The following is a 23,321-nucleotide window of genomic DNA, read 5'->3' as shown; positions in this document are numbered from 1 at the left end:
CTCCTAACTATTTGACGATGATGTGTCCGACGACGTATCGGAGCTGTCGTTGTCGATATCGGCCTTGGTCAGCAGGTGCTGGTCCAAGGCAGCGCCTTTGGCCTTCTGATAGCCGTCGACGATAATCGTATCGCCATCCTGAAGACCATCGTTGATGATCCAGAATTTGCCGACTTTCTGGCCCGGCGTGACTTCCCGGTTCTGGGCTTCGCCATTGCCGTCGATGACGGATACATAATATTTACCCAGCGTCTGCTGGACGGCGCGCTGCGGTACGGACAGGGCATTGCGCTGGATCTGGGTATCGGAAACGACCGTCGCATAGAGGCCTGGGATGAGGAGATTATCCGGATTGTCGAAGACGGCCTTGACGATGATCGAGCCAGAGTTGCCATCCATGCCGTGGTTGACCTGGGTGACATGGCCTTCATAAGGATACATGGTGCCGTCGCTCAAGCGGAGCAGGAGATGGTCGCCCCAGCTGCCGGCGTTGTCCGCAGCCTGCTTGGTCATCTGCAGGTATTCGGCTTCACTGATGGAGAATTCGACATAGACCGGATTGGTCGAAGAAATGGTGACCAGTGCCGTCGAACCGGCCGTCGCAAAGGTACCGATAGGTACGTCATCGACGTTCAATTTGCCGCTGAACGGAGCATAGACAATGGTATCGTCGACGTTATCCTGAGCAGCGTCGACCTGGGCTGCATTGGCTTCGACGACAGCCTGCTGCTGCTGCGTAGCCGCTTCCTGGTCGGTGACGGTCTGCTGCGGGATGGCGTCCTGGCTGGCCAGGGTCTGGTAACGGCGCAGGTTCAGCTGCTGATTGGCCAGATTGGCTTCGGACTGGGCCTGGGTAGCCTTGGCCTGGGCCAGGGCGGCGTCATAGGTCCGGCTGTCGAGGCGGAACAACGGCTGCCCTTCCGTGACTTCCTGACCGCCTTGGACGTATTTTTCTACGACACGGCCGGAAATCTTGGGACGGACAGGCACCTTGTCTGTTGCCGTCACAGTACCGCTGTACTCGGCCTTGACCGGCGTGTCCGCGGCGACGACTTTGTACGTGTTGACTGCAACGGGAGCCTTAGTCGCACTTTGGTTGGCCCCACAGCCGGCTAAGAGCGCGGCGATGGTGAGTACGGTGACGCTCATCGTCGCAAGTTTGCGTTTTTGTATCATCTTCACTTTCCTCCTATTTCTTTCGATTCCTGATTTTTAATGCCATAGAGCAAGACGTTGATACAGCGCTTCATATAGTCACTAAAGGTGGAATCGTGTTTGACATCATTAAAATAATCGATAATGTCATCGGCTGCGCTATGCAGGATACGCAAGAACAGGAACTTATCAAAGGGCTTGAATTCTCCTGTCTCCTGAGCTTCATCGAGGAGCCGTTCCAAAAGGAGCCAGTCTTTTTTATAGCGGGACTGCAAGCGTTCACAAGTACCGGGCATCTTTGCCAGGAGATCCGATGTTTTCCGCACGGACAGGACCTGCCAGTTGTCACTGGGCACGTCGAAATAAGCGATGAGCTTGGCTTCGCAAGTCATGGCCGGATTGCTGACGATACGCTGATGATAGGCATAGATCTTATCGGTAAAATCGGTGATGGCCTGTTCGATGATTTCCTGTTTCGACGAAAAATTTTCGTATAAAGTCCGCTTGCTGATGCGCAGATTACGGGCTAAGTCGTCCATGTGGAAATCGGAGCCATGGCGGTTGATTTCACGAAGGGCTTCGGCCAGAATCTTGGCGCGGATATTTTCTGTCATGTAAACACGTCCTACTCAAAAAAATACAAGGTGCTGCTTTTGAAACTCAAACTATAAAACTCAGTACCAATTTATAGTTTAATATACAGCACCTTATAAGTCAATAAACAAGTTGATATTATTATTTTCTCAATTCTTCGGCAAATTTCCGAATCGGCAGGACTTTGTATAAAACAGCACCACAGGCCGCACCAATACAGGTATTGGGCAAAAAGGCAACGATGAAGAACCATAAGGCGACGACTTTGGAATCGAGGACGAAAGCGGCGACAGGATAGGCGATGAGGCCGCCCAGAAGGCCGGTCCCGACGATTTCCCCGATGACGGCACCCCATATGGAATTTGTTTTTTTATACAAAACGCCGGATAAAGCGGCGCCGATCATGCTGCCCGGATAGGCCAGGACGGTACCGACGCCCATGGCAATGCGGATGGATGAAATGCAGAAAGCACCGGCCGTCGAATAGCGCCAGCCCACGAGGACCGACAAGAGGACATTGATGAGGTGCTGCAGCGGGAAGACCCGGGCACCGCCGAAGGGAAAGGATACGAAAGGCGCCAGGAGGACGCCGATGGCGATGAAAATCGCCGTCACTGTCATTTTCTTGAGTTCAGTATTATTCACGATGTACTACAACCTTTCCATATTTTTGTAAGATAGCATCATTTAATTGATAAAAGGCATCGAAGAGACGGGCGTGAAAGGTCCCCGGCCCATTCTTCCCCTCCTCTGCCAGGGCCAGCTCACCGCCGATGCCCATGGCCAGGATGCCGCCGGCTGCGGCTGTGAACGGGTCGGCCACGGCGGCAAAGGAGGCGATGAGGGACGTCGTCATGCAGCCCGTACCGGTCACATAGGTCAGCATGGGACAGCCGTTGCGGATTTCGGCCGTCTGGCAGCCATCGGAAAGGACATCGACGGCGCCGGTGATGGCGACGGTCGTCCCGAGATGGCTGGCCAGGGACGAAGCCAGGGCCGGGTCGGCTGGGCCTAGACGGCTGTCGACGCCGAAATCCTGGCCGCTCTTATGGGCTGCCAGGCAGGTAATTTCCGACGTGTTGCCGCGGATGACGGCCATAGGCAGTTCATCCAGCAGGCGCAGGGCCGCCTGGGTGCGGAAGGTCGTACCGCCGGCGCCGACGGGGTCGAAGACGATGGGCACGCCGTGGGCAGCGGCCGATTTACCGGCTGCCAGCATGGCCTCCAGGGTCCACGCCTGGAGCGTCCCCAGGTTGAGGACCAGGGCCCTGGCGGCAGCCGCCATTTCGGCGACTTCCTCGACGGCATTGGTCATAGTCGGCGACGCGCCGATAGCCAGGGTCGCATTGGCGCAGTCAGTCATGGTGACGAAATTGGTGATATGGTGAATGAGGGGCCGCTGACGGCGCAGTTCCTCAAGGGCCTTGGCGACGGCCGGAATAAGTTCCATCTTCATCCCCCCTTCTAGACGTGGAGCTTGAGGATGGCCTTCTTGATGGCCTTCCCCTCCCCGTCCGGCGCGCAGAGGCAGCGATGGCCGTCAGCCGGCGTGAAAATGGCATACGTTCCCGGCGTCATGGCAATGACCGTATCGTCGGCGACATCGGGATTGTAGAACCAGGCATCGCTGTCGGCCCGGCTGTCATCGACGACAGGGCCGGCCTGGCATAAGGGCTGCCAGCCGATGTTCTCTTCGCCTTCGAGGACGTACTGGACGTCGATGTAGTCGCGGTGGGCTTCCATCAGACGCTGGCTGGCCGGCGCCGTTTCCGTGACGTCGACATTCATGTAGTTCACCGTATCGAAGGTATGGCGTCCGGGATTCAAGTCCGACTTGACCAGGGAAGACAATTTCTCGATCCACGGCCGGATATATTCCGGCAGGAAACGGCTTTCCTTTTCATACTGGGAAATATTACCTACGAACATGGGATTCCCTCCTAATCTTCGTCGCTGGCTTCGCGGGCTGCGACGTTTTTATCGAACAGGGCATCGGCGAACTGGGCGGCATCGAAGGGACGCAGGTCGTCGACGCCTTCGCCGACGCCGACCCAGCGGACGGGAACACCCAATTCCCGCTTGACCGACAAGATGACGCCACCTTTGGCCGTCCCGTCGAGCTTGGTCAGGACGACGCCCGTCAGGGGGACGACGTCGCCGAAGAGTTTGGCCTGGCTGACGGCATTCTGGCCCGTCGTGGCATCGAGGACGAGGAGCGTTTCCTGCGGAGCTCCTTCGATGTTGCGGCTGGCGACACGGGCCATTTTCCGCAATTCTTCCATGAGGTTGGACTTGGTCTGCAAGCGGCCGGCCGTGTCGACGAGGAGGATATCCATACCCTTGGCTTTAGCCGACGCCGTGGCATCGAAGACGACGGCGGCTGCATCGGCGCCTTCCTGATGCTTGACGATGGGTACGCCGACGCGGTCCGCCCAGATGGTCAGCTGTTCCGACGCTGCCGCACGGAAGGTATCGCCGGCGGCGAGCATGACCGATTTCCCCTGCTGCTTGTAATACTTGGCCAGTTTGCCGATAGTCGTCGTCTTGCCGACGCCGTTGACGCCGACGATGAAGATGACCCGCGTCCCGTCTGTTTCCGGCAGGGGTTCATCGTTTTCATTGAGCAGGGCGACGATGCATTTTTCCAAATACGGGACGACGTCGTTGCCGTCTTTGATTTCCTTCGATTTGACACCGGTCCGGATCTGGTCCAGGAGGTATTCCGTCGTTTCGACGCCAATATCGCCGGTGAGCATGACCGCTTCCAGGTCATCGTACATGTCGTCGTCGATTTTGGCATAGCCGCGGACGACGGTTTCGATATTCTGGATGAGCGAGTGTTTCGTCTTTTCTAAGCCTTTGCGCAGTTTTGAAAAAAATCCCATAGTTATGTTCCTTCCTTTAACAATTCATCTACTTTGACAGTCAGCAGGCGCGATACGCCTTTTTCTTCCATGGTCACGCCCAACAGGGTATTGGCCGCTTCCATGGTCTTGCGGCGGTGGGTGATGACGATGAACTGCGTCGCACCGCTGTAATTCTTGAGGTATCGGGCCATGCGTTCGACATTGGCTTCGTCCAGGGCGGCGTCGACTTCGTCGACCAGGCAGAACGGTGCCGGATGATAGGCCAGAAAAGCCAGGAGCAGGGCAATGACCGTCAGGGCCCGTTCGCCGCCGGAGAGAAGCGTCAGGGACTGCTGCTTCTTTCCTGGCGGGCGGATATAGATTTCCACACCGGCTTCCAGGATATGTTCCTTGTCGGTCAGGGCCAGGTGGGCCGTACCGCCGCCGAAGAGACGGCTGAAGATATCCTGGAAGTGGACGCCGATTTCCTTGAAGGCCTTGGCGAATTGTTCGGCCATGGCCGCGTCGATTTCAGCGACGACAGTCCGCAGTTTTTCCCGCGATTCTTTCAGGTCATCGCACTGGCGGTTGTAGAAGTCCCGCTTTTCCAGAGCCGTCTTGTATTCGTCTTCAGCTGCCGGGTTGATGGTCCCCAGGGCTGTAATCTGCCCTTTCAGGGAGGCGACCTTGTCGTGGAGCTCTTTCAGCGAGCCTTCGCGGCGGCGCTCCATGGCTTCCTGGCGGCTCAGGCCCTGCATGGCCAGCCGTTCTTCGTGATGGCTGATATCGCTCTTGTATTTTTCCCGCTGGATGTCGGCGGCGTTGCAGCGCTGCTGCCAATCCTGATGGCGCCGGCGCAGGTCGTCGACGACACCATCCAGGTCCTGGCTCTGTTTCAAAGACTCATTGCGGGTCTGATAAAAAGCCTCTTTGGCCTGGTCGCAGCGGACCGTATCGGCTTCTTTCAAGGTAATATTTTTCGACAGTTCTGTCAACAGGCGGGCCGCTTCTTCCTGGCGGCGGCGCAAATCCCGGCGGCGCTGGGCCAGGGCCTGTTCCTGTACCGTCAGTTCCTGCTGCCATTTGTCATGCTGGCGCAGCTGGTCGTCGCCATGGCTGGCCTGTTCTGTCAGTTTGGCTACGGCAATCTGCCGTTCCGTCAAGGTCTGGCGGCACTGGGCGGCTTCGGCCTTGGCAGCATCACAGGCGTCCTGCCATTGCTGGACATCGGCGGCCGGCCCCGTTTCCATATCGGCCAGGGCGGCTTCCTTGGCGACCAGCCGGGCCTGCATGTCGGCCCGTTCCTTTTCCAAGGCTTCGACGCGCTGGTCAAAATCAGCCAGGGCCTGGCGGATATCGGCCAGGCCCTTCTCTTCCTGACCGCCCTGCCAGCGGGCCTGTTCCGCAGCCTGGCTGGCTTTGCGCCAATGGTCTTCGGCCTGGGCCAGTTCCCGGGCAGATTCTTCGGCCTGCTGGCGCAGTTCCCGGCCCTCAGCGGCCAGGGTTTCCAGGCGCTGCTGGCCACGGCGGCAGGTCTCCTGCAATTCCTGCAGCAGCGCCCGCCGGCTGATGAGGGAACCTTCCTGATTGCGGGCGCTGCCGCCGGTCAGGGAGCCGCCGGCGTTGAACTGCGTCCCGTCGAGGCAGACGATGCGCAGGCGATGGCCGTATTTCCGGGCCACAGCCGAGCCCGTATCCATGGTATCGGCCAGGAGGGTCCGCCCTAAGAGGGATGAAAAGACCTTTTCATATTTGGCATCATAAGAAATAGCATCGGAGGCGAAGCCGAGCATGCCCGGTTCGCCGGCAGCCCGTTCTTCATCGGCTGTCCGCTGCCGGCTGCGCAGGGTATCCAGGGGCAGGAAGGTCGTCCGGCCGGCTTTTCTGTCTTTTAAATACGAAATAGCCTGTTTGGCCGCCCTTTCGTCTTCGGCGACGACGTAACGGACGGCACCGCCCAGGGCGACGTCGATGGCGACGGCAAAGCGCGACGGGATCTGGCAGAGTTCGCCGACGGCGCCGCACAGCCGGCTGCGCCAGGGCTGGCTGGCCGTCAGGACGACTTTGACCGCCCGTCCCAGGCCTTCATGTTCCTGTTCCATGCTCTGGAGGACGCGCATGCGCTGGGAGGCGGCGTCGACATCGCCGCGCAGGCGGCGGTATTCGTCTTCTCCTTTTTTCAGGCGCTGGCCCTTTTCCTGAGCCTTCTGTCGCAGCGAGGCGGCCTGCTTTTCAAAGGCGGCGGCTTTTTTCTGGCACGCTTCCTGTTGGGCCCGGGCTTCCTCATGGCGGGCTTCTGCCGCTGTCAGGGTCTGCTTCTTGTCTTCCCACTGCTTCAGGGCCTGCTGGCAGGCGGCTTCATTTTCTTCCAGGCGGCGGCGCAGGTCTTCACTGTCCCGGCGCAGCATGAAAGCGTCGCGGCTGCGCTTGGAGTTGGCGTCGACCCGTTCCTGCAGGGCTTTGGCTGCCGCTTCGGCCTTGGCTTCAGCCTGGCCGAACAAAGTCTGGGTCAAGGTCAAGGCCTGTTGAGCCGCAGCCAGTTCAGCTGCTTTCTGGTCCTTCTGGGCCTGCAGGGTTTCTTTTTGTTCCTGCCAGGCTGCCTGGCGCTGCTGCAGCTGAGCGGCGTCGTCAGCGGCCTGGGATTCGTTATCGGCCAGTTCGGCCTGCCGCTGCCGGCAGGCTTCACGGCGGTGGACGAGGCTGTCCAGCTCGTTGTGGACGGCCATGGCTTCTTCATCGAGGCGGCGCAGTTTTTCGTCGTCTGCCGCCATGACCTCCAACAGGGCCTTGCGTTTTCCCTCGGCCGCTGCCAGTTCCTGGGCGGCCTTTTCTTCTTCTGCCGCCGCCGTCATGCGGCTGTTCTCGGCTTTGGCCAGGAGGCGTTCGCTGTTGCGCAGTTCCTGCAAGGTCACGGTCCCTTCATAGGCCAGGCGCTCGCTGTCGAGGCAGCGGAATTTCTGCAGAGTTTCTGCCTGTTCCTGCAATGGTTCCAGCCGCTCTTCGAGGACGCTCATGAGGTCGCGGATGCGCTCCAGGTTGCGCTCGGTCTCGGCGATCTTGCGCAGGCCGTCGGCCTTGCGGCCTTTGAAGCGGCTGATGCCGGCAACTTCTTCAAAGATGACCCGCCGCTCTTCGGGCTTGCTGTTGAGGATGCGGTCGACGCGGTTCTGGCCGATGACAGCCATAGAGTCCTGGCCGATACCCGTATCGGCGAAGAGGATATGGATATCTTTCAGGCGGCACGGCCGGCGGTTGATATAGTATTCACTGTCGCCGGAGCGGAAGAGGCGCCGCGTGACGACGACTTCCGTGAATTCCGTATCCAAGGCGTGGTCGCTGTTATCGAAGTACAGCGAGACTTCCGCTGCCCCCTGGGGCCGGCGGGTCTGGGTCCCGGCAAAGATGATGTCTTCCGACTTCTGCCCCCGCAGCTGGCGGACATTCTGTTCCCCCATGACCCAGCGGACGGCATCGGAAATATTGCTCTTGCCGCTGCCATTGGGCCCGACGATGGCCGTAATGCCCTTGTCGAAGGTCAGGGTCGTCTTATCTGCAAAGGACTTGAATCCCCGCAGTTCCATTTTCAATAATTGCATAGTTTCTACTCTCTCTGTGGACTGCCCGGGCGGACACGGTATGGCGCCGCATGGCAGTCCTGCTTATTTACTCGTACAGTTAATGATACCATAATTACCAGCCTGCCGCCACCACGGCGTCGCCAGCCAGGGCTGGGCAAAGTTTGTGTAAAATATCAGGGAAAACCTTGACGAGTCCTGTCTTAATGGATTATATTAGAATTTGGGTTTGAAGGCCCTCATTCTGCAGAAAGGGAGAGTACCGTAATGATTCAAGTTTATAAACACAGCAACGGCCATCTGGAAGACAACATTTCCCTGGCATCGGCTGAAAAAGGATCCTGGATCCACGTCGTAAATCCCGATTCCGAAGATTTACAGCTCGTATCCATGGTCACGGAAATCCCCACTGATGTTCTGAAAACCGCCTTGGACACGGAAGAACGTTCCCACGTCGAAATCGAAGATAACTACATCTTTGTCGTCATCAACATCCCAATCATCTTGGAAACGGACAGTTATGACACCTTGCCCCTGGGCATTTTCATTACACCGGACTTCATCATCACCCTCTGTATTCAAGAAACAGAAGTCATGCGCGCCTTTACGGAGAATAAGTATCCTCTGTTCTATACATTCAAGAAGACGCGTTTCTTATTCCAGATCCTGTACCGTTCGGCGACGCTGTTCCTGCGCTACTTGATGCAGATCAACCGCCGGACCGATGACATCGAGGAAATCCTGCGCCATTCCATGCGCAACAAGGAATTCTTCCTGCTCCTGGAATTACAGAAATCCTTGACGTACTTCACGTCGGCCCTGCGCAGCAATGGCATCGTCATGGAACGGCTCATGCGCCTGCGCCGCAATACGTCGCTCCACCACCTCATCAAGATGTATGAAGAAGACGAAGACCTCCTGGAAGATGTCATCATCGAAAACAAGCAGGCTATCGAAATGGTCGAGATGTATTCCAACATCCTCATGAATATGTCCGATACCTTTGCATCCATCATTTCCAACAACCTGAACTTGGTCATGAAATTCCTGGCTTCCATTACGATCATGCTGGCCGTCCCGACGATCATCTTCAGCCTGTGGGGCATCAACGTCCCCGTCCCCTTCCAGGACACGACAGCCGGCTTCTATTACGTCGTAGGCATCGCCATGTTCTGCACCGTCGTCGCCGTCATCATGCTCTGGCGGAAGGATTTATTCTGAAAGGCCCTTCACCATGCTCTTTATGGGTTCAAAAGAGCGGCGGTGAATGGGACAGGGCCCGTATTTTTGCAACGCTTCCATATGCATTTTCGTCAAATATCCCTTGTGCACGGCAAAGCCGTACTGGGGATATTTTTTGTCGTATTCGACCATGAGGCGGTCACGCGTGACTTTGGCGATAATCGAAGCGGCTGCGATGGACGCGCTCAGGGCGTCGCCGTGGACCAGGGACTTATGGGGCACGGTCAGTTCCCGAAGAGGCATGGCATCGACCAGGACGGCTTCAACCGGCACGGCCAGGCCGTTCACGGCGTCGTACATGCCCTGCATGGTGGCGTGGTAAATATCGAGTTCGTCGATTTCTTTTTCCGACTTGGCCACACAGGATATGGCAACGGCTTCAGCCATAATTTTATCATAGAGGACGTCCCGCTTGGCCGGCGGGACTTTTTTGCTGTCATTGAGGCCGGGACATTCCCAGTAGGGCGGCAGGATGACGGCGGCCACCATGACCGGGCCGGCAGCCGGGCCGCGGCCGGCTTCGTCGATGCCGGCTACGTGGTACAGCCCTTGGTTGTAGTAAGCCGTTTCCTGGGCATACATGTGCAGGACCCGTTCCCGTTCGGCTTCTTCCCGGATTTTCTGGCGCATATAGGCGGCAGCCAGCTTGCGGACCGACACGCGGCCGTCTTCTTTCATGGCTGCCAGGAGGTCCTGGACGTCACCGCCAGCGGCCAGGCGGGCCTTGAGGTCGGCGACGCGGAGTTTCTCGATGTCCATGGTCAGTCCTCCCCTTCCCATTCGCCCAGCCGGTCCAGGGAGATGGCACCGATCTTGCCTTCGCGGAATTCCTTGAGGATGAGCTTGTATGTCTTTTCCAGGTCGACGATGCCGCCGGAAACAATACAGCCCCGCTTGCGGCCGATGGCTTCGATCGTGTCCAGCGGTTTGTCACAGAGGGTTTCCAGTTTATAACGGGCCTTCAATTCATCAGGGTACTGGGCCGATAACTGTTCGATGAGCTGCATGATGACCGTTTCCATGTCGAAGACCGTATCGGAAATGGCCCCTGTCGCTGCCAGGCGGTAGGCACAGACCTGGTTTTCCAGTTTTGGCCACAAGACGCCCGGCGTATCCAGGAGGTCGAGCTGGTCGCCGATGTGGACCCACTGCTTGCCCTTCGTTTCGCCAGGCTTGTCGGCCGTCTTGGCCGCACTGCGGCGGGACAACTTGTTGATGAGCGTCGATTTGCCGACGTTAGGGATGCCCAGGATCATGGTACGGACGGCGCGGTTCTTGAGGCCCCGGGCCTTCCAGCGGGCCAGCTTCGGCGCCGCCAGGGAGCGGACCAGGGAAATGAGCTGTTTCACCCCTTTGCCGCCTTTGCTGTTCAGGGCCAGGACCTTGCGTCCCTGCTGCTTGTAATAGGCCACCCATTCGTCGAGGACGGCCGGGTCGGCCAGGTCGGCCTTGTTGAGGACGACGACAGACGGCTTGTCGCTGATGAGGGACTTAATCATGGGATTGGTGCTGCTCATAGGGATACGGGCATCGACGAGTTCGATGACGACGTCGATGATCTTGAGATTTTCCTGAATAAGGCGCTTGGCCTTGGCCATGTGGCCGGGATACCAATTGATTATCATAGTGAATCTCCTTTGGTGATGAGAAAAAAGGGCTTGTCGAACGACGACAAGCCCTTTTTAGTTGTTAGTGACTAGTTGTTAGTTTTTAGTAGATGGCTTTATTTTAAAACTTCTAACTGCAAACTACAAACTCACGCTATTAGCCTTCTCTTGTTGCGGTGAGTTTCTGGATGTGGGCGATGACTTCGTCGATCGGTTTGGCGCCTAAATCGCCTTTGGAGCGGTCACGCAGGCCGAGGGTGCCGTTTTCCATTTCTTTATCGCCGACGACAGCCATGTAAGGAACTTTTTCCATCTGAGCCTTGCGGATCTTGTAGCCGATTTTTTCGCTGCTTTCATCGACTTCGACGCGGATGCCCAATTTCTTGAACTTCTTAGCCAGGTCTTTGCAGTAAGCCAGGTGTTTGTCGGAGATGGGCAGGAACTTGATCTGGACCGGAGCCAGCCATACCGGGAAAGCACCGGCATAGTTTTCGGTAATGATGCCCAGGAAGCGTTCGATACTGCCGAAGCAGGCACGATGTACCATGACCGGGCGATGTTTCTGGCCATCTTCGCCGATGTAGGTCATGTCGAAGCGTTCCGGCATGAGCATGTCGAGCTGGATAGTACCGCACTGCCAGGTACGGCCGATGGAGTCTTTCAGGTGGAAGTCCAGTTTCGGACCGTAGAATGCGCCGTCGCCTTCGTTGATGACGTACGGGATGTGGCGTTCTTCGATGACGTCATGCAAGGTCTTGGTAGCCAGTTCCCAGATTTCGTCGGAGCCCATGGAGTCTTCCGGACGAGTGGACAATTCGACGTGATATTCCAGGCCGAACTGTTTGTAAGCCTTGTCGAAGAGGTCCATGACGCCGGAAATTTCTTCTTTCATCTGACTCGGCAGCATGAAGATGTGAGCATCGTCCTGGGTGAAGCAACGGACGCGGAACAGGCCGTGGAGAGCCCCGTGGAGTTCATGGCGATGGACCAGGCCGAGTTCAGCCATGCGCATCGGGAAGTCGCGGTAGCTGTGGACGTTGCTCTTATAGACCAGGATGCCGCCCGGGCAGTTCATCGGTTTGATGGCGTAAGGCTGTTCATCGATAGTCGTGAAATACATATTGTCGCGATAGTGATCCCAATGGCCGGACTGTTCCCAGAGATGACGGTTGAGGATCATCGGGGTCATGATTTCGTCGTAATCGGCTTCGTCATGGAGTTCATGCCAGAATTTGAGCAAGTTGTTGCGCAGGATCATTCCCTTGGGATGGAAGAACGGGAAGCCCGGGCCTTCTTCGTGGAAACTGAACAGGTCGAGTTGTTTGCCCAGTTTACGATGGTCGCGCTTTTCAGCTTCTTCCATCATCTTCAGGTATTCATCGAGTTCCGATTTCTTTTCAAAAGCGGTCCCGTAAATACGCTGGAGCATCTTGTTGTGTTCATCGCCGCGCCAGTAAGCGCCGGCAACGGTGCGCAGCTTGAAGGCCTTGACGGCACCGGTCGAAGCGCAGTGCGGACCGGCACAGAGGTCGACGAAGTCGCCCTGGCGGTAGATGGAAATGACGGCATCTTCCGGAAGGTCTTCGATGAGTTCTACTTTATAATCCTGGCCAGCGTCTTTGAAGAGTTTCAAAGCGTCGGCACGAGACAAGACTTCTTTGGTAATGGGAAGGTTTTCTTTGACGATCTTAGCCATTTCAGCTTCAATGGCAGCAAAGTCTTCCTGTGTGAAACGGTGTTCTGTGTCGAGGTCGTAGTAGAAGCCGTTTTCAATGGACGGGCCAATGGCGAACTTGACGCCCGGGAAGAGGTGCTGGATAGCCTGTGCCATGACATGAGATGCTGTATGGCGGAGCGTATCTTTCCCTTCCTGGTCGGCGAAGGTGAGGAATTCAACGGTCGAGCCGTCGACGATGGTTTCGCGGAGGTCCGTGACTTCACCGTTTACCTTTGCGACTAATACTTTCTTTGCAAGACTGTTGCTGAGCTGTTTGACAGCTTCGGCAAGAGAGATGCCATCGGGAAACTGTTTTTTGCTTCCGTCTTTTAATACTAATTCTGCCATTACAAACATCCTCCTTAATAAAAAAAGCTCTCGTCCTCAAGGGACGAGAGCATAACTCACGTGGTTCCACCCTAGTTCACCGGAAAATCCGATGTACTCAAGCGCGATAACGGGGCGGCCGGGATCCCCTACTTACTTCGGGAATCCTGCTCCAAGGCGGTAACTTGCCAGACTTTATAAAGCACTCTCACCATCGTGCCTCTCTCTGTAATAAAGGAGCTATCAAGTGTTGTCCTTTTCAAAGCATCTTACATATCTCTATGTATGCGTAAATTATACGGCAGGAAATGGGGGTTGTCAAGAGAGAAAAGAGGCTGTCTTAAAGCGACAGCCTCTTTTTGAGTTTGTAGGGGTCGCCCGTGGGCGACCCGCCAGGTATTTGCACGATGTTTCTAGCAACTTGAATAGGAAACCACACATATGCTGAAACGGGTTCGCCACGTGCGAACCCCTACGAACCAGCGGTCAGACACTAACGGCCAGCTGCCAGCAGCAAAAAAGGTCTATCGCATAGCGATAGACCTTTTGATTATACACGGTTAGATAACTTATGCAATGCCTTTCTGTTTCTTGATAGCTTCTGTGAGGAGCGGGAGAACTTTGAAGACATCGCCTACGATACCATAGTCGCAGACTTTGAAGATCGGAGCATCTTCGTCTTTGTTGATAGCGATGATGCAGTCAGAACCAGTCATGCCTGCCAAGTGCTGGATAGCACCGGAAATAGCGCATGCAATGTAGATCTTCGGACCAACTGTTTTACCAGTCTGGCCAACCTGATGGAGAGCGTCGATCCAGCCAGCGTCAACAGCTGCACGGGATGCACCAACAGCGCCGCCGAGGACGTCTGCGCATTCTTTGAGGATACCGGTCTTGAACGGTTCTTCACCATTCATGCCACGGCCGCCAGCAACGATAACGTCAGCATCTTCGATTTTAACGCCTTCGCCGCCCAATTTGATGAGTTCGACGAATTTGGTCATGAAGTCAGCATCGGAGAGGTTAGCTTTCTTTTCGATAACTTCGCCAGTTGCAGAAGGATCTGCTTCCGGTTTTTTGAAGACGTGCGGGCGGACAGTACCCATCTGCGGACGGTTGTCCGGGCAGATGATTTCAGCCATGATGTTGCCGCCGAGAGCCGGACGGGTCCATACGATGGTCTTCTTGTCGTCGTCAACGCCGAGCTGTGTGCAGTCAGCGGTGAGGCCAGTCTTCAAGGAGTTAGCGACACGCGGGCCGAGGTCACGGCCAATGTTGGTAGCGCCAACGAGGAATACGTTCGGTTTTTCTTCATGGAAGAAATCGCAAATAACTTTTGCATAAGCCGTCGTATTGTAATGTTCGAGCTGAGGATCATCATATACGAATACTTTATGAGCACCGTGAGCGATGAGTTCCTGAGCCAACGGTTTTACGTCTTTACCAATGAGGATTGCACCGACTTCGTCGCCGATGGTGTCAGCCAAGATGCGAGCCTGGCCCAACAATTCGAAAGATACATCACGTAATTTGCCTTCGAACTGTTCAGCAATTACATAAATGCCTTTATATTCTGCTAAATCCATTTTCACTGTTCCTCCTTAGATTAAATGATTTTCTGGGCAACCAGTTTTTCCATAACCTGGTCGACGATTGCCTGTTCGTTGTCATCTTCAACTTTGAGAACGAGACCACCGGATCTCTGAGGCGGTGTGAAAATCTTGCGGACTTTAGTCGGAGAGCCAGACAAACCGATCTGAGCGTCATCAGCTGCAACAGCAGCAGCGTCCAAGTTCGGGATTTCGCGGCGTTTTGCTTTCATGGTGCCACGAATGGTCGGGAAACGCGGTTCGTTCAAGTCTTTAACAGCGGTAATCAATACCGGGAAGTTAGCTTCCGTTACGATGTAGCCTTCTTCGTTTTCCTGCTGAACAGTAACTTTGTTGCCTTCGACTTTGATGTCGCGGGCATACGTAATCTGAGGAATACCGAGTTCGCAAGCGATCTGCGGGCCAACCTGAGCGGTATCGCCGTCGATAGCCTGTTTGCCGCAAAGGATGATATCGAACTGTTCGATACCTTTGTCAGCAGCTAATTTTTTGATAGCCTGTGCCAAAGCATAGCCCGTAGCTAACGTGTCGGAACCACCGAGTTTGCGGTCGGACAGAAGATATGCATCGTCAGCGCCCATTGCGAGGCCTTCACGAAGAACGTCTTTTGCCTGATCAGGACCCATCGAGAGTAACGTAATCTTTACGTCTTTGTCAGCATCTTTCATCTGAAGAGCTGCTTCCAGAGCATTCTGGTCGAAGGGGTTAAAAATGTTAGGAACACCAGCACGAATGACGGTATGTTTTACGGGGTCAATCTTAACTTCTGCTGTGTCCGGAACTTGTTTGACACATACCAATATTTCCATTTACGTTTGCCTCCTAAAATCTTTTTTTATGTAACAGGCTTGGCTGATGCCAAGCCTGCATCATAAACTTCACTTATCTTAACAGAGCACCGCCTGTAACCATGAGCTGAACTTCGTTCGTGCCTTCGTAGATCTGAGTGATCTTAGCATCGCGCATGTGACGAGCAACCGGATATTCTTCGCTGTAGCCATAGCCGCCGAAGATCTGGACTGCTTCAGTCGTTACGCGCATAGCAACGTCGGAAGCAACGCGTTTTGCGATAGCAGCGTCAACGGTGAAGGGTTTGCCTTCCTGTTTCTTGCAAGCAGCTTTGTAAACGAGGTTACGAGCAGCTTCGATCTGCATCTTCATGTCAGCCAGTTTGAAGGAAATGGACTGGAATTTGCAGAGCGGTTTGCCGAACTGTACACGCTGTTTGGAGTATTCAACAGCATCTGCCAGTGCAGCTTCTGCAATGCCGAGAGCCTGAGCAGCAACGCCGATACGGCCGCCGTCCAAAGTCATCATAGCGATCTTGAAACCTTTGCCTTCTTCGCCGAGCATGTTTTCAGCCGGAACTTTGACGTCCTGGAATACGAGTTCCATGGTCTGCGAAGTATGGATGCCCATCTTGTCTTCTTTCTTACCGAAAGTGAAGCCAGGCATGCCGTCTTCGAGGATGAAGGCTGTAATGCCGTGGTTGCCTTTGCTCTTGTCGGTCATAGCGAAGACGATGTAGATATCAGCAGCGCCGCCGTTGGTGATGAAAATCTTGGAGCCGTTCAGCGTGTATGTGCCGTCGTCGTTCTTAACAGCAACAGTCTGCTGGCCGGAAGCATCAGTACCAGCGTTCGGTTCGGTCAAGCCGAAAGCACCGAGTTTAGTACCTTCAACCAAAGGAACGAGGAATTTTTCTTTCTGAGCTTCTGTGCCGAACTGCCAAATCGGGTTAGCGCAAAGGGAAACCGTTGCCGACAGGGTGATAGCAACACCAGCGTCGTATTTAGCCAATTCTTCAACAGCGAGGATGTAGCTCAAAACGTCGCCGCCGTCATCGCCGGAACCGCCGTATTTTTCTTCGAAGTAAGCGCCAGTAATACCGAGGCTGAGCAGTTCGTCGATAAGGTCTTTGTCATAAATACCTTTGTGGTCGCGTTCCGTAATGGTCGGAGCTAATTTCTTTTCGCCGAAATCATGAGCGAGTTTTAAGAAGTCCTGTTGAATATCTGTTAAGTTAAAATCCATGATGTTTCCACTCTCCTTAGTGTATAGTTAGTTTAGTAAAGCCATAAGATAAAAACCTGAACATCGAGGCGATACATTTCCTTACAGTAAATTCTGTCTGGATATATATTCACACCGCCTCAGTGCTTACAAATGCATTGTACAACTTTTCACATGTTAAATCAATAGCAAAAAGCCTATAAAGCACAATATCACTATTCCATTTTCTCATCCTAAAACTTTAACAAGACTTTTTTGTACTAATGGAGGCAAAAAGATTAAAATCTTCTTGACAGAGTACGCCTTGCTTTTCCGTATACGCTTTTGTACGTATACCTAACTATGCTGGTTACAAATATTAAGGAAAGCTTACGGTTGTATTATAGCACGGATACCCCGGAAGTTGTCAAGGATGTGTGCCGTAATTCCCCAGATTTTATAATTTTCATACGTATAAATCTTGACGTTATACGTCCGGCGCTGTTTCCAGCCTGTCTGATGGGAAATATCCAGGCCCTTGGGAAAGTCCGGTGCCGGCCGGGTAGCCAGTTCGACGCGGCCGATTTCCGGTCCATGCTCATCGAACCAGGACAGAGGGACCGTAAAGGTATGGTCCACTTCGCCCCGGCTGAGGACGAAGTCATCTGTATCCATATAGGCGGCAAAGGGCCATACGGTGACGCCTACAGGTGATTCCATGTAGTCCAGGGGGCCCCAGACGTGGATATGGGACGGGTCGACGCCGAGTTCCTCCTTCGTCTCCCGCAGGGCCGCTTCCAGAGCGCTGTCGTCGCCGTCGTCGATGCGGCCGCCGGGGAAGCAGACGTCGCCAGGCTGCCAGCCCAGCTTGCTGCTGCGCACTTCAAACACGGCCTGTTCTTCCCCGTCTTTGTAGATAATCGGCACTAAGACGGCACAAGCCCGCGTATTCATACAGGTGTTCTGGCGGACGATACGGTCCGGCCATGGCTTAAATGCTTTCATACAAGGCTCCTTTCTGAGGAAAAGACTAAGTTCAAAGAAGTACAAAGTAAAAGGGCCTGTCGTACTTCGACAAGCCCTTTTACTGTAGGGGCGCCACGCTGGGCGCCCGTATCTGTTAGTTGTCAGTGGCTAGCCATCAGCTTATAGCTAACCCCAACCTCTCCGGCCTTTCAGGCCACCTCCCCTATCAGGGGAGGCAAAACTGCGAACTGCGGCCGGCGGGCTCGTCACGTGCGAGCCTCTACTTATTTTATGACGATGTTGATGATCTTCTTCGGTACGACGATGAATTTGACTACTTTCTTATCGCCGATGAATTCCTGGATGTGCGGTAAAGCCAGGACTTTTTCCTGCAAGGCATCTTTGTCGATGTCGACGGCTACGGTCAGGCGGTCGCGTACTTTGCCGTTGATCTGGACAGGCAGTTCGATTTCATCGACGACGAGAGCCGATTTGTCGACTTCCGGCCAATCCTGAGCATGGACGCTGCCTTCAAAGCCGCATTTCTGCCAGAGTTCTTCCGTAATATGCGGTGTGAAGGGAGCCAGGAGCTTGAGCAGGTTCTTGTTGGCTTCCAAGGCAACGGCCTTGTGGATGGTCTTGTTAGCGCCGACATAGGCATGCATGGCGTTAACGTATTCCATAATCGAGCTGACAGCCGTATTGAGGCCGTAGTTGCCGTCTGTGCCGCGGACGTCTTCTGTGACCTTGGCAATGGCTTTGAATTCCTGGAAACGCAGTTCTTTTTCGGCTTCCGTATAGTCCGTCCCTTCGAGGCCGTCTTTGACCAAGTCCTGGAACTGATGGACAATGCGCCATACACGGTTGAGGAAGCGGTAAGAGCCTTCGACGCCCTGGTCAGACCAGGCCAGGTCGCGTTCGGGCGGAGCCGCGAAGAGGATGAACAGGCGGGCCGTATCGGCGCCGTATTTGGCGATGATTTCTTCCGGCGATACGATGTTGCCCTTGGACTTACTCATCTTGCTGCCGTCGAGGAGGACCATGCCCTGTGTCAGCAGGCGTTCGAAAGGTTCGACATTGTTGACCAGGCCGGCGTCATAGAAGACCTTCATGAAGAAACGGGAATACATGAGGTGCAGGATGGCGTGTTCGATGCCGCCGATATACTGGTCGACGTTCATCCAATGGTTGGCTTTCTTCGGATCCCAGGCTTTTTCATCATTGCGGGCATCGGTATAGCGGAGATAGTACCACGACGAGCAGACGAAGGTATCGATGGTATCCGTTTCACGCGTAGCCGGGCCGCCGCATCTCGGGCACGTGCAGTGGACGAAGTGTTCGCTCGTAGCCAGCGGCGATACGGCGCCAGCCGTGAACTTGACGTCTTCCGGCAGCTTGACCGGCAGCTGGTCTTCCGGTACGAGCTGTTCGCCGCATTTCGGGCAGTAGATGATAGGGATAGGAGCGCCCCAATAGCGCTGACGGGAAATGAGCCAGTCGCGCAGGCGATAGTTGACGCGGCGTTTCCCCAGTCCCTTTTCTTCCATGTAGTCGATGATGGCTTTCATGGCTTTATGCATTTCCATGCCCGTGAAAGGACCGGCATTGACCAGGACGCCGTCCTTGTCTTCATAGGCATGGTCCATTTCTTCCAGCTTCAGTTCGTGGTCTTTCGGCTGCAAAGTGATGATCTTCGGGATGTTGTATTTCGTAGCGAACATCCAGTCACGCTGGTCACCCGTCGGTACGCCCATGACGGCGCCGGTACCATAATCGTAGAGGACGTAGTTGGTGATCCAAATCTGGACGCTCTTGCCCGTCAGCGGATGGACGCAGTCGATGCCGGTATACATGCCGACTTTTTCCGATTCCGTGCTCGTCCGTTCGATATCGCTGGTATTGCGTACTTTTTCGCAGAATGCTTCCAGTTCGGCTTTCTTGGGATTGTTTTCCAAAATCTTGTGGACCAGCGGATGTTCCGGCGGCAGGACGACGAAAGTGACACCGTAAATCGTGTCAGGACGCGTCGTGTAGACGGCTACTTTTTCCTTCAGGCTGGGAATGTCGAAGCTGAATTCCAAGCCTTCACTGCGGCCGATCCAGTTCTTCTGCATAGTCTTGACGCGTTCCGGCCAGCCCGGCAGGAGTTTCAGATCGTCGAGCAGGCGGTCTGCGTAGTCGGTGATTTTGAAGAACCACTGTTTCAAGTCCTTTTTGACGACCGGTGTGTCGCAGCGCCAGCATTTGCCTTCGATGACCTGTTCGTTGGCCAATACGGTGTTGCATTTTTCGCACCAGTTGACTTTAGCTTCTTTGCGGTAAGCCAGGCCGCGTTTGTAGAGCAGTTCAAAGATCCACTGCGTCCATTTATAGTATTTTTCGTGGCACGTAGCGACTTCGCGGTCCCAGTCATACGACAGGCCCAGGGCTTTCTGCTGGCGTGTCATGTTTTCAATATTGCTGTATGTCCATTCTGCAGGCGGGATATTGTGTTTGATAGCTGCGTTTTCTGCAGGCATACCGAAAGCATCATAGCCCATAGGATGCAAGACGTTATAGCCGCTCATGCGGCGATAACGGGCAATGACGTCACCAATCGTGTAATTGCGGACATGACCCATGTGCAGGTTACCCGACGGATACGGGAACATTTCCAATACGTAGTACGGCGGCTTGCCGTTGTCTTCGGTGCAGCAGTCGCATTTACTTTCTTCCCATACGTGCTGCCATTTCTTTTCTATTTCCTGTGGAATATACTTTTCCAATTGTGAGAGCCTCCTATCCTGCCCCAGTCAAAATACAGACAGACTGTACTACAGCGTCTTGAGTATTATTATAGTGGCAGGGCGTCGTCAAGTCAATTCATGTTTTGCAAAACGCTGCCAAAAATGTGCCGGTTCAAAGCCTTTGCGCCAGAAGGCAGCGCCGCCCAAACCATAGGTCTGGACCAGGCCGGCTTTGGCTTTCAGTGACTTTTCATCTTCAAACCAGATCTTGACGGTCCCCGTCGTCAGCGGCAGTTCTAGATAATAGAGCTGCAGATCATCGTTCCAGACGACATAGTCCTTATAGGCCTTGAGGATGTCTTCGCTGTCGGCCATGGTCAACGTGCGGACGAAGAGCTTGCCCTTGCCGCCGCTCTTGCGCGCCGGAGCCGTGGCTGCAGCTTTGGGGGCCGTCTTGATACGACGCGGCAGGACACGGCGCTTATACGTTTCCCCATCGAGTTCGACAGGCATGATGACCGGCTGTTTGGCCCGACGGACATTTTCCTGTTCCGCCGTTACGACCTGGACCAGCATCGGCCCAGCCGCTTCTTCAGCTGCTTCTTCTCTGGCCTCGCTGTATTTCACGCCCTTTGCCGGCGGTGCGCCGACGACAGCCGGCCAGTCGTGGATGTCTTTCGGCAAATCGCGGCCATCGCTGGATTCATACCACAAGCGCATGTACAACGGCATGCCCAGCAGGACTTTCGACGGCGGTACGAGATCAATCGTATTCTGTACAGCCCGTTCGACCCAGGGATAGGAAGCGACAGGGCCGGCTGTCGTGCTGGCCCGGCCGAACTGGTCATAGGCCATGACCATGAGGTAGTCGAGATGCGGAGCCAGGGCCGCCCGGTCATAGACCAGGGACCAGTTGGGGCTGTCCGAGACGGGCGTGACATCCATGGAAAGCTGGATACCATAAGCATGGCAGGCCTGGGACAGTTTGGCCACAAAAGCCGTCAGAGCATCTTTATCGCTGTAATTGACGTTTTCAAAGTCGATGTTATAGCCTTTGAAATCATATAATAAGGCATAGCCGACGAGCTGGCGGACCATCGTGTCCTGGAGACGGCTGTTGCTCAGGACCTGATGGGTCAGTTTGGGGTTGAAATTGTTGTCGATCAAAGGCCACATAGCGTATCCCTTGCTGGTATACGTCGAAGCCAGCATATCGAAGTCGGGATTGCGCAGTTCGACGCCGCTTTCCGTCAGGCGGAAAGCACAGGGCGACATGACGGGCTGACGGGTCTGCAAAGACGGCAGGCTGGCGTCTTCCTTCATGACAGGGTCCCAAAAGAGGACGGTCCCCATCTTCCCTTCCTTAGCCGCTGCCGGTACTGCGTCCTGTACCTGGCGGAGTTCCGGTACCGTATGGACGGGCTGGGATGGCGGCAGGAGTTCGTTCTTTTCTGTCGTCCCGTTGCCCAGGACGTAGCTGATGCCCAGGGGACGGCGGACATGGCGGATATTGATGGTCCGGCCGCCGCTGACTGCTCGTCCCGGCAGAGTCAGCTGGACGTTTTCGTTCTGCCAGGCCGTCGAGCCGTTCTGGGCCTTCGGCAGGCGGAACCAGTAGGTCCCCTTGGCGTGGTCGGCTTCACGGATGCCGTATTGTTCCAGCGCCTTGTCAGAGACGAGCCAACGCCCCTGGTCTTCGACGATTTCCAGGTCTTTGATGGCTTCATCAGGGATAGGATTGGCTACGGTAGGTACATTGAAGGCCGGGTCCGACGCCTTGGCGCTGTCCGCAGCCGGCCCATTGGCCCAGGAAACAGCACTCAGGGACAGACAAATCAAGGCGGCCAGACAGGACGTCCGCATAACATGGTTGTATTTCATCGTCATTTGCTCCTCACGAGGATTGGAAAAAAGTCCTCAATCCTGTATAATTCTATGGTAACCGTGAACCTTTTCATGTTCCGTTCACATTGTTCCATTATACCACAACAAAGGGGTGTTTTATATTGCATCAATATCTATTTTTTATCGGTTCCTTCCCGATCCGGGCTTATGGGCTGTTATTCATGCTGGGTATCGTTTCTGCCGGCATTACGGCTTACTATATCATGAAACGCGACGGCCGGGGCTGGCACGTCCACATCTTTGACTTCACCATGTACTGCGGCCTGTCGGGCATCGTCGGCGGCCGTCTATGGGACGTCTTCTTCTTCGACTGGGCCTATTATCACAACCATCTGACGGAAATCCCCTACGTCTGGCAGGGTGGCATGGCCATCCAGGGCGGCCTGCTCTTCGGCGCCGTAGCCGGCATCCTGTACACGAAGTACCATCACATCGACACCTGGGCCTTTGCCGACCTCCTGGCACCGGCCATCATCCTGGGCCAATCCATCGGGCGCATGGCCAACCTCATGAACGGCGACGCCTTCGGCCATCCCACAGGCGGTGACTTCGGCATCGTCTATCCCGACACGACCCTGGCCTATCACACGTATGGCAATCAGCCCTTGTGGCCGGCCGAAGTCTGGGAAGGCCAGATTGACGTTCTGGTCTTCGTCGCTCTGCTCCTCTACAGCTGCTTCCCCCACAAAAAGGGCCAGGTATTCTGCCTGTACGTCATGCTCTACGCCGTCGAACGCTTCTTCCTGGAATTCCTCCGCGGCGACTACGTTAACCTGACGCTGGGCCTGAAATCGGCCCAGATGACCAGCGTCATCGCCTTCGCCATCGCCCTCATCGCCTTCATCCTCATCCAGTGGAAAGGCAGCGTGGATGAAAAAGTCAGTGGCTAGTGGTTCGTGACTCGTGGCTCGCAGTCTGCAGGCCGCAGGGGCCGTCCTAAAAGCCTTTCCAGCCCGTCAGGTACCGACCAACGGAAGGCGCAGGACGGTTGCTGGAATGGACAGCAGAGGCTGGCGGCCCGCCTGAATCTCTGTACACGCAAAAGAGGCTGTTGCATTA

General features: G+C 55.1%; 18 protein-coding genes and 1 other annotated feature. Of the genes, 2 read left to right on the top strand and 16 right to left on the bottom strand.

The genetic code is table 11. The annotated features are described in order from the left end of the window. Positions 1–3 precede the first annotated feature (3 nt). The 7 genes from ACFCTO_RS00720 to smc form a co-directional block, all read right to left on the bottom strand. Entirely contained in the window at positions 4–1,176 is a 1,173-nt protein-coding gene (locus ACFCTO_RS00720) for an efflux RND transporter periplasmic adaptor subunit (RefSeq protein WP_292107327.1), read from the bottom strand. Between the two features lie 2 nt (positions 1,177–1,178). Beyond that, positions 1,179–1,769, bottom strand: coding sequence for a TetR/AcrR family transcriptional regulator (locus tag ACFCTO_RS00715; protein WP_292301218.1), 591 nt, complete (start codon positions 1,767–1,769; stop codon positions 1,179–1,181). Between the two features lie 121 nt (positions 1,770–1,890). Continuing rightward, positions 1,891–2,394, bottom strand: coding sequence for an energy coupling factor transporter S component ThiW (gene thiW / locus ACFCTO_RS00710; RefSeq protein WP_020310453.1), 504 nt, complete (start codon positions 2,392–2,394; stop codon positions 1,891–1,893). Then, positions 2,387–3,199, bottom strand: coding sequence for a hydroxyethylthiazole kinase (gene thiM / locus ACFCTO_RS00705; protein ID WP_292301216.1), 813 nt, complete (start codon positions 3,197–3,199; stop codon positions 2,387–2,389). The genes thiW and thiM overlap by 8 nt, the downstream gene beginning before the upstream one ends. 14 nt (positions 3,200–3,213) lie before the next feature. Beyond that, entirely contained in the window at positions 3,214–3,678 is a 465-nt protein-coding gene (locus tag ACFCTO_RS00700; RefSeq protein WP_292301214.1) for a NanQ anomerase/TabA/YiaL family protein, read from the bottom strand. 11 nt (positions 3,679–3,689) lie between these two features. After that, a complete protein-coding gene (gene ftsY, locus ACFCTO_RS00695; RefSeq protein ID WP_292301212.1) occupies positions 3,690–4,634 on the bottom strand; it encodes a signal recognition particle-docking protein FtsY in 945 nt (314 codons plus the stop codon). A 2-nt stretch (positions 4,635–4,636) separates the two neighbouring features. Continuing rightward, complete coding sequence (smc, locus tag ACFCTO_RS00690; protein WP_499876171.1) at positions 4,637–8,191, bottom strand: chromosome segregation protein SMC; 3,555 nt, start codon at positions 8,189–8,191, stop codon at positions 4,637–4,639. Between the two features lie 246 nt (positions 8,192–8,437). Between smc and ACFCTO_RS00685 the strand changes: the two genes are divergently transcribed. After that, the gene (locus tag ACFCTO_RS00685) at positions 8,438–9,391 is read left to right on the top strand and encodes a magnesium transporter CorA family protein (RefSeq protein WP_020310458.1); all 954 of its coding nucleotides are present in this window, start codon (positions 8,438–8,440) and stop codon (positions 9,389–9,391) included. On the opposite strand, the gene rnhB is transcribed toward ACFCTO_RS00685, so the two are convergent. The 9 genes from rnhB to ACFCTO_RS00640 form a co-directional block, all read right to left on the bottom strand. Next, positions 9,383–10,171 carry a ribonuclease HII gene (gene rnhB, locus ACFCTO_RS00680; protein ID WP_226884142.1) on the bottom strand — a complete coding sequence of 263 codons (789 nt, stop codon included), beginning with the start codon at positions 10,169–10,171 and terminating at the stop codon, positions 9,383–9,385. The genes ACFCTO_RS00685 and rnhB overlap by 9 nt on opposite strands. A 2-nt stretch (positions 10,172–10,173) precedes the next feature. Further along, positions 10,174–11,037 (bottom strand): ribosome biogenesis GTPase YlqF, encoded by an 864-nt coding sequence (gene ylqF / locus ACFCTO_RS00675; RefSeq protein ID WP_499876170.1) that lies wholly within the window; start codon positions 11,035–11,037, stop codon positions 10,174–10,176. 139 nt (positions 11,038–11,176) lie between these two features. Continuing rightward, a complete protein-coding gene (gene thrS, locus ACFCTO_RS00670; RefSeq protein ID WP_499876169.1) occupies positions 11,177–13,084 on the bottom strand; it encodes a threonine--tRNA ligase in 1,908 nt (635 codons plus the stop codon). 36 nt (positions 13,085–13,120) lie between these two features. Next, positions 13,121–13,335, bottom strand: a binding site (T-box leader). A gap of 297 nt (positions 13,336–13,632) precedes the next feature. Continuing rightward, on the bottom strand, positions 13,633–14,649 hold the full coding sequence (locus ACFCTO_RS00665; RefSeq protein ID WP_020310461.1) for an electron transfer flavoprotein subunit alpha/FixB family protein: 1,017 nt from the start codon (positions 14,647–14,649) through the stop codon (positions 13,633–13,635). Positions 14,650–14,669: 20 nt separating this feature from the next. After that, positions 14,670–15,482: an electron transfer flavoprotein subunit beta/FixA family protein gene (locus ACFCTO_RS00660; protein ID WP_292260351.1), complete on the bottom strand. Its 813-nt coding sequence runs from the start codon at positions 15,480–15,482 to the stop codon at positions 14,670–14,672. Positions 15,483–15,555: 73 nt separating this feature from the next. Further along, positions 15,556–16,707: an acyl-CoA dehydrogenase gene (locus ACFCTO_RS00655; protein ID WP_292260354.1), complete on the bottom strand. Its 1,152-nt coding sequence runs from the start codon at positions 16,705–16,707 to the stop codon at positions 15,556–15,558. Between the two features lie 348 nt (positions 16,708–17,055). Then, positions 17,056–17,670, bottom strand: coding sequence for an NUDIX hydrolase (locus ACFCTO_RS00650; RefSeq protein WP_292300351.1), 615 nt, complete (start codon positions 17,668–17,670; stop codon positions 17,056–17,058). A gap of 245 nt (positions 17,671–17,915) precedes the next feature. Further along, positions 17,916–20,396, bottom strand: coding sequence for a leucine--tRNA ligase (gene leuS / locus ACFCTO_RS00645; RefSeq protein ID WP_292300349.1), 2,481 nt, complete (start codon positions 20,394–20,396; stop codon positions 17,916–17,918). An 87-nt stretch (positions 20,397–20,483) separates the two neighbouring features. Further along, positions 20,484–22,238, bottom strand: coding sequence for a glycosyl hydrolase family 18 protein (locus ACFCTO_RS00640; protein ID WP_481325042.1), 1,755 nt, complete (start codon positions 22,236–22,238; stop codon positions 20,484–20,486). A gap of 125 nt (positions 22,239–22,363) precedes the next feature. On the opposite strand from ACFCTO_RS00640, the gene lgt reads away from it, so the two are divergent. Continuing rightward, the gene (gene lgt / locus ACFCTO_RS00635) at positions 22,364–23,152 is read left to right on the top strand and encodes a prolipoprotein diacylglyceryl transferase (protein ID WP_292260363.1); all 789 of its coding nucleotides are present in this window, start codon (positions 22,364–22,366) and stop codon (positions 23,150–23,152) included. The last annotated feature ends 169 nt before the right edge of the window (positions 23,153–23,321 follow it).

The organism is Megasphaera indica, assembly GCF_046614755.1.
In the GTDB taxonomy this organism is placed as follows: domain Bacteria; phylum Bacillota; class Negativicutes; order Veillonellales; family Megasphaeraceae; genus Megasphaera; species Megasphaera intestinihominis.
This window is presented reverse-complemented; position numbering and strand designations above follow the sequence as displayed.

What these genes read in the sequence shown, in the direction of transcription:
- ftsY (WP_292301212.1), bottom strand. Translation starts at nt 4,634, where the DNA reads ATGGGATTTTTTTCAAAACTGCGCAAAGGCTTAGAAAAGACGAAACAC.
- ACFCTO_RS00660 (WP_292260351.1), bottom strand. Translation starts at nt 15,482, where the DNA reads ATGGAAATATTGGTATGTGTCAAACAAGTTCCGGACACAGCAGAAGTT.
- ACFCTO_RS00715 (WP_292301218.1), bottom strand. Translation starts at nt 1,769, where the DNA reads ATGACAGAAAATATCCGCGCCAAGATTCTGGCCGAAGCCCTTCGTGAA.
- ACFCTO_RS00650 (WP_292300351.1), bottom strand. Translation starts at nt 17,670, where the DNA reads ATGAAAGCATTTAAGCCATGGCCGGACCGTATCGTCCGCCAGAACACC.
- ACFCTO_RS00685 (WP_020310458.1), top strand. Translation starts at nt 8,438, where the DNA reads ATGATTCAAGTTTATAAACACAGCAACGGCCATCTGGAAGACAACATT.
- ACFCTO_RS00640 (WP_481325042.1), bottom strand. Translation starts at nt 22,238, where the DNA reads ATGAAATACAACCATGTTATGCGGACGTCCTGTCTGGCCGCCTTGATT.
- thiM (WP_292301216.1), bottom strand. Translation starts at nt 3,199, where the DNA reads ATGGAACTTATTCCGGCCGTCGCCAAGGCCCTTGAGGAACTGCGCCGT.
- rnhB (WP_226884142.1), bottom strand. Translation starts at nt 10,171, where the DNA reads ATGGACATCGAGAAACTCCGCGTCGCCGACCTCAAGGCCCGCCTGGCC.
- ACFCTO_RS00665 (WP_020310461.1), bottom strand. Translation starts at nt 14,649, where the DNA reads ATGGATTTAGCAGAATATAAAGGCATTTATGTAATTGCTGAACAGTTC.
- thrS (WP_499876169.1), bottom strand. Translation starts at nt 13,084, where the DNA reads ATGGCAGAATTAGTATTAAAAGACGGAAGCAAAAAACAGTTTCCCGAT.
- ACFCTO_RS00720 (WP_292107327.1), bottom strand. Translation starts at nt 1,176, where the DNA reads ATGATACAAAAACGCAAACTTGCGACGATGAGCGTCACCGTACTCACC.
- smc (WP_499876171.1), bottom strand. Translation starts at nt 8,191, where the DNA reads ATGCAATTATTGAAAATGGAACTGCGGGGATTCAAGTCCTTTGCAGAT.
- ylqF (WP_499876170.1), bottom strand. Translation starts at nt 11,037, where the DNA reads ATGATAATCAATTGGTATCCCGGCCACATGGCCAAGGCCAAGCGCCTT.
- ACFCTO_RS00655 (WP_292260354.1), bottom strand. Translation starts at nt 16,707, where the DNA reads ATGGATTTTAACTTAACAGATATTCAACAGGACTTCTTAAAACTCGCT.
- ACFCTO_RS00700 (WP_292301214.1), bottom strand. Translation starts at nt 3,678, where the DNA reads ATGTTCGTAGGTAATATTTCCCAGTATGAAAAGGAAAGCCGTTTCCTG.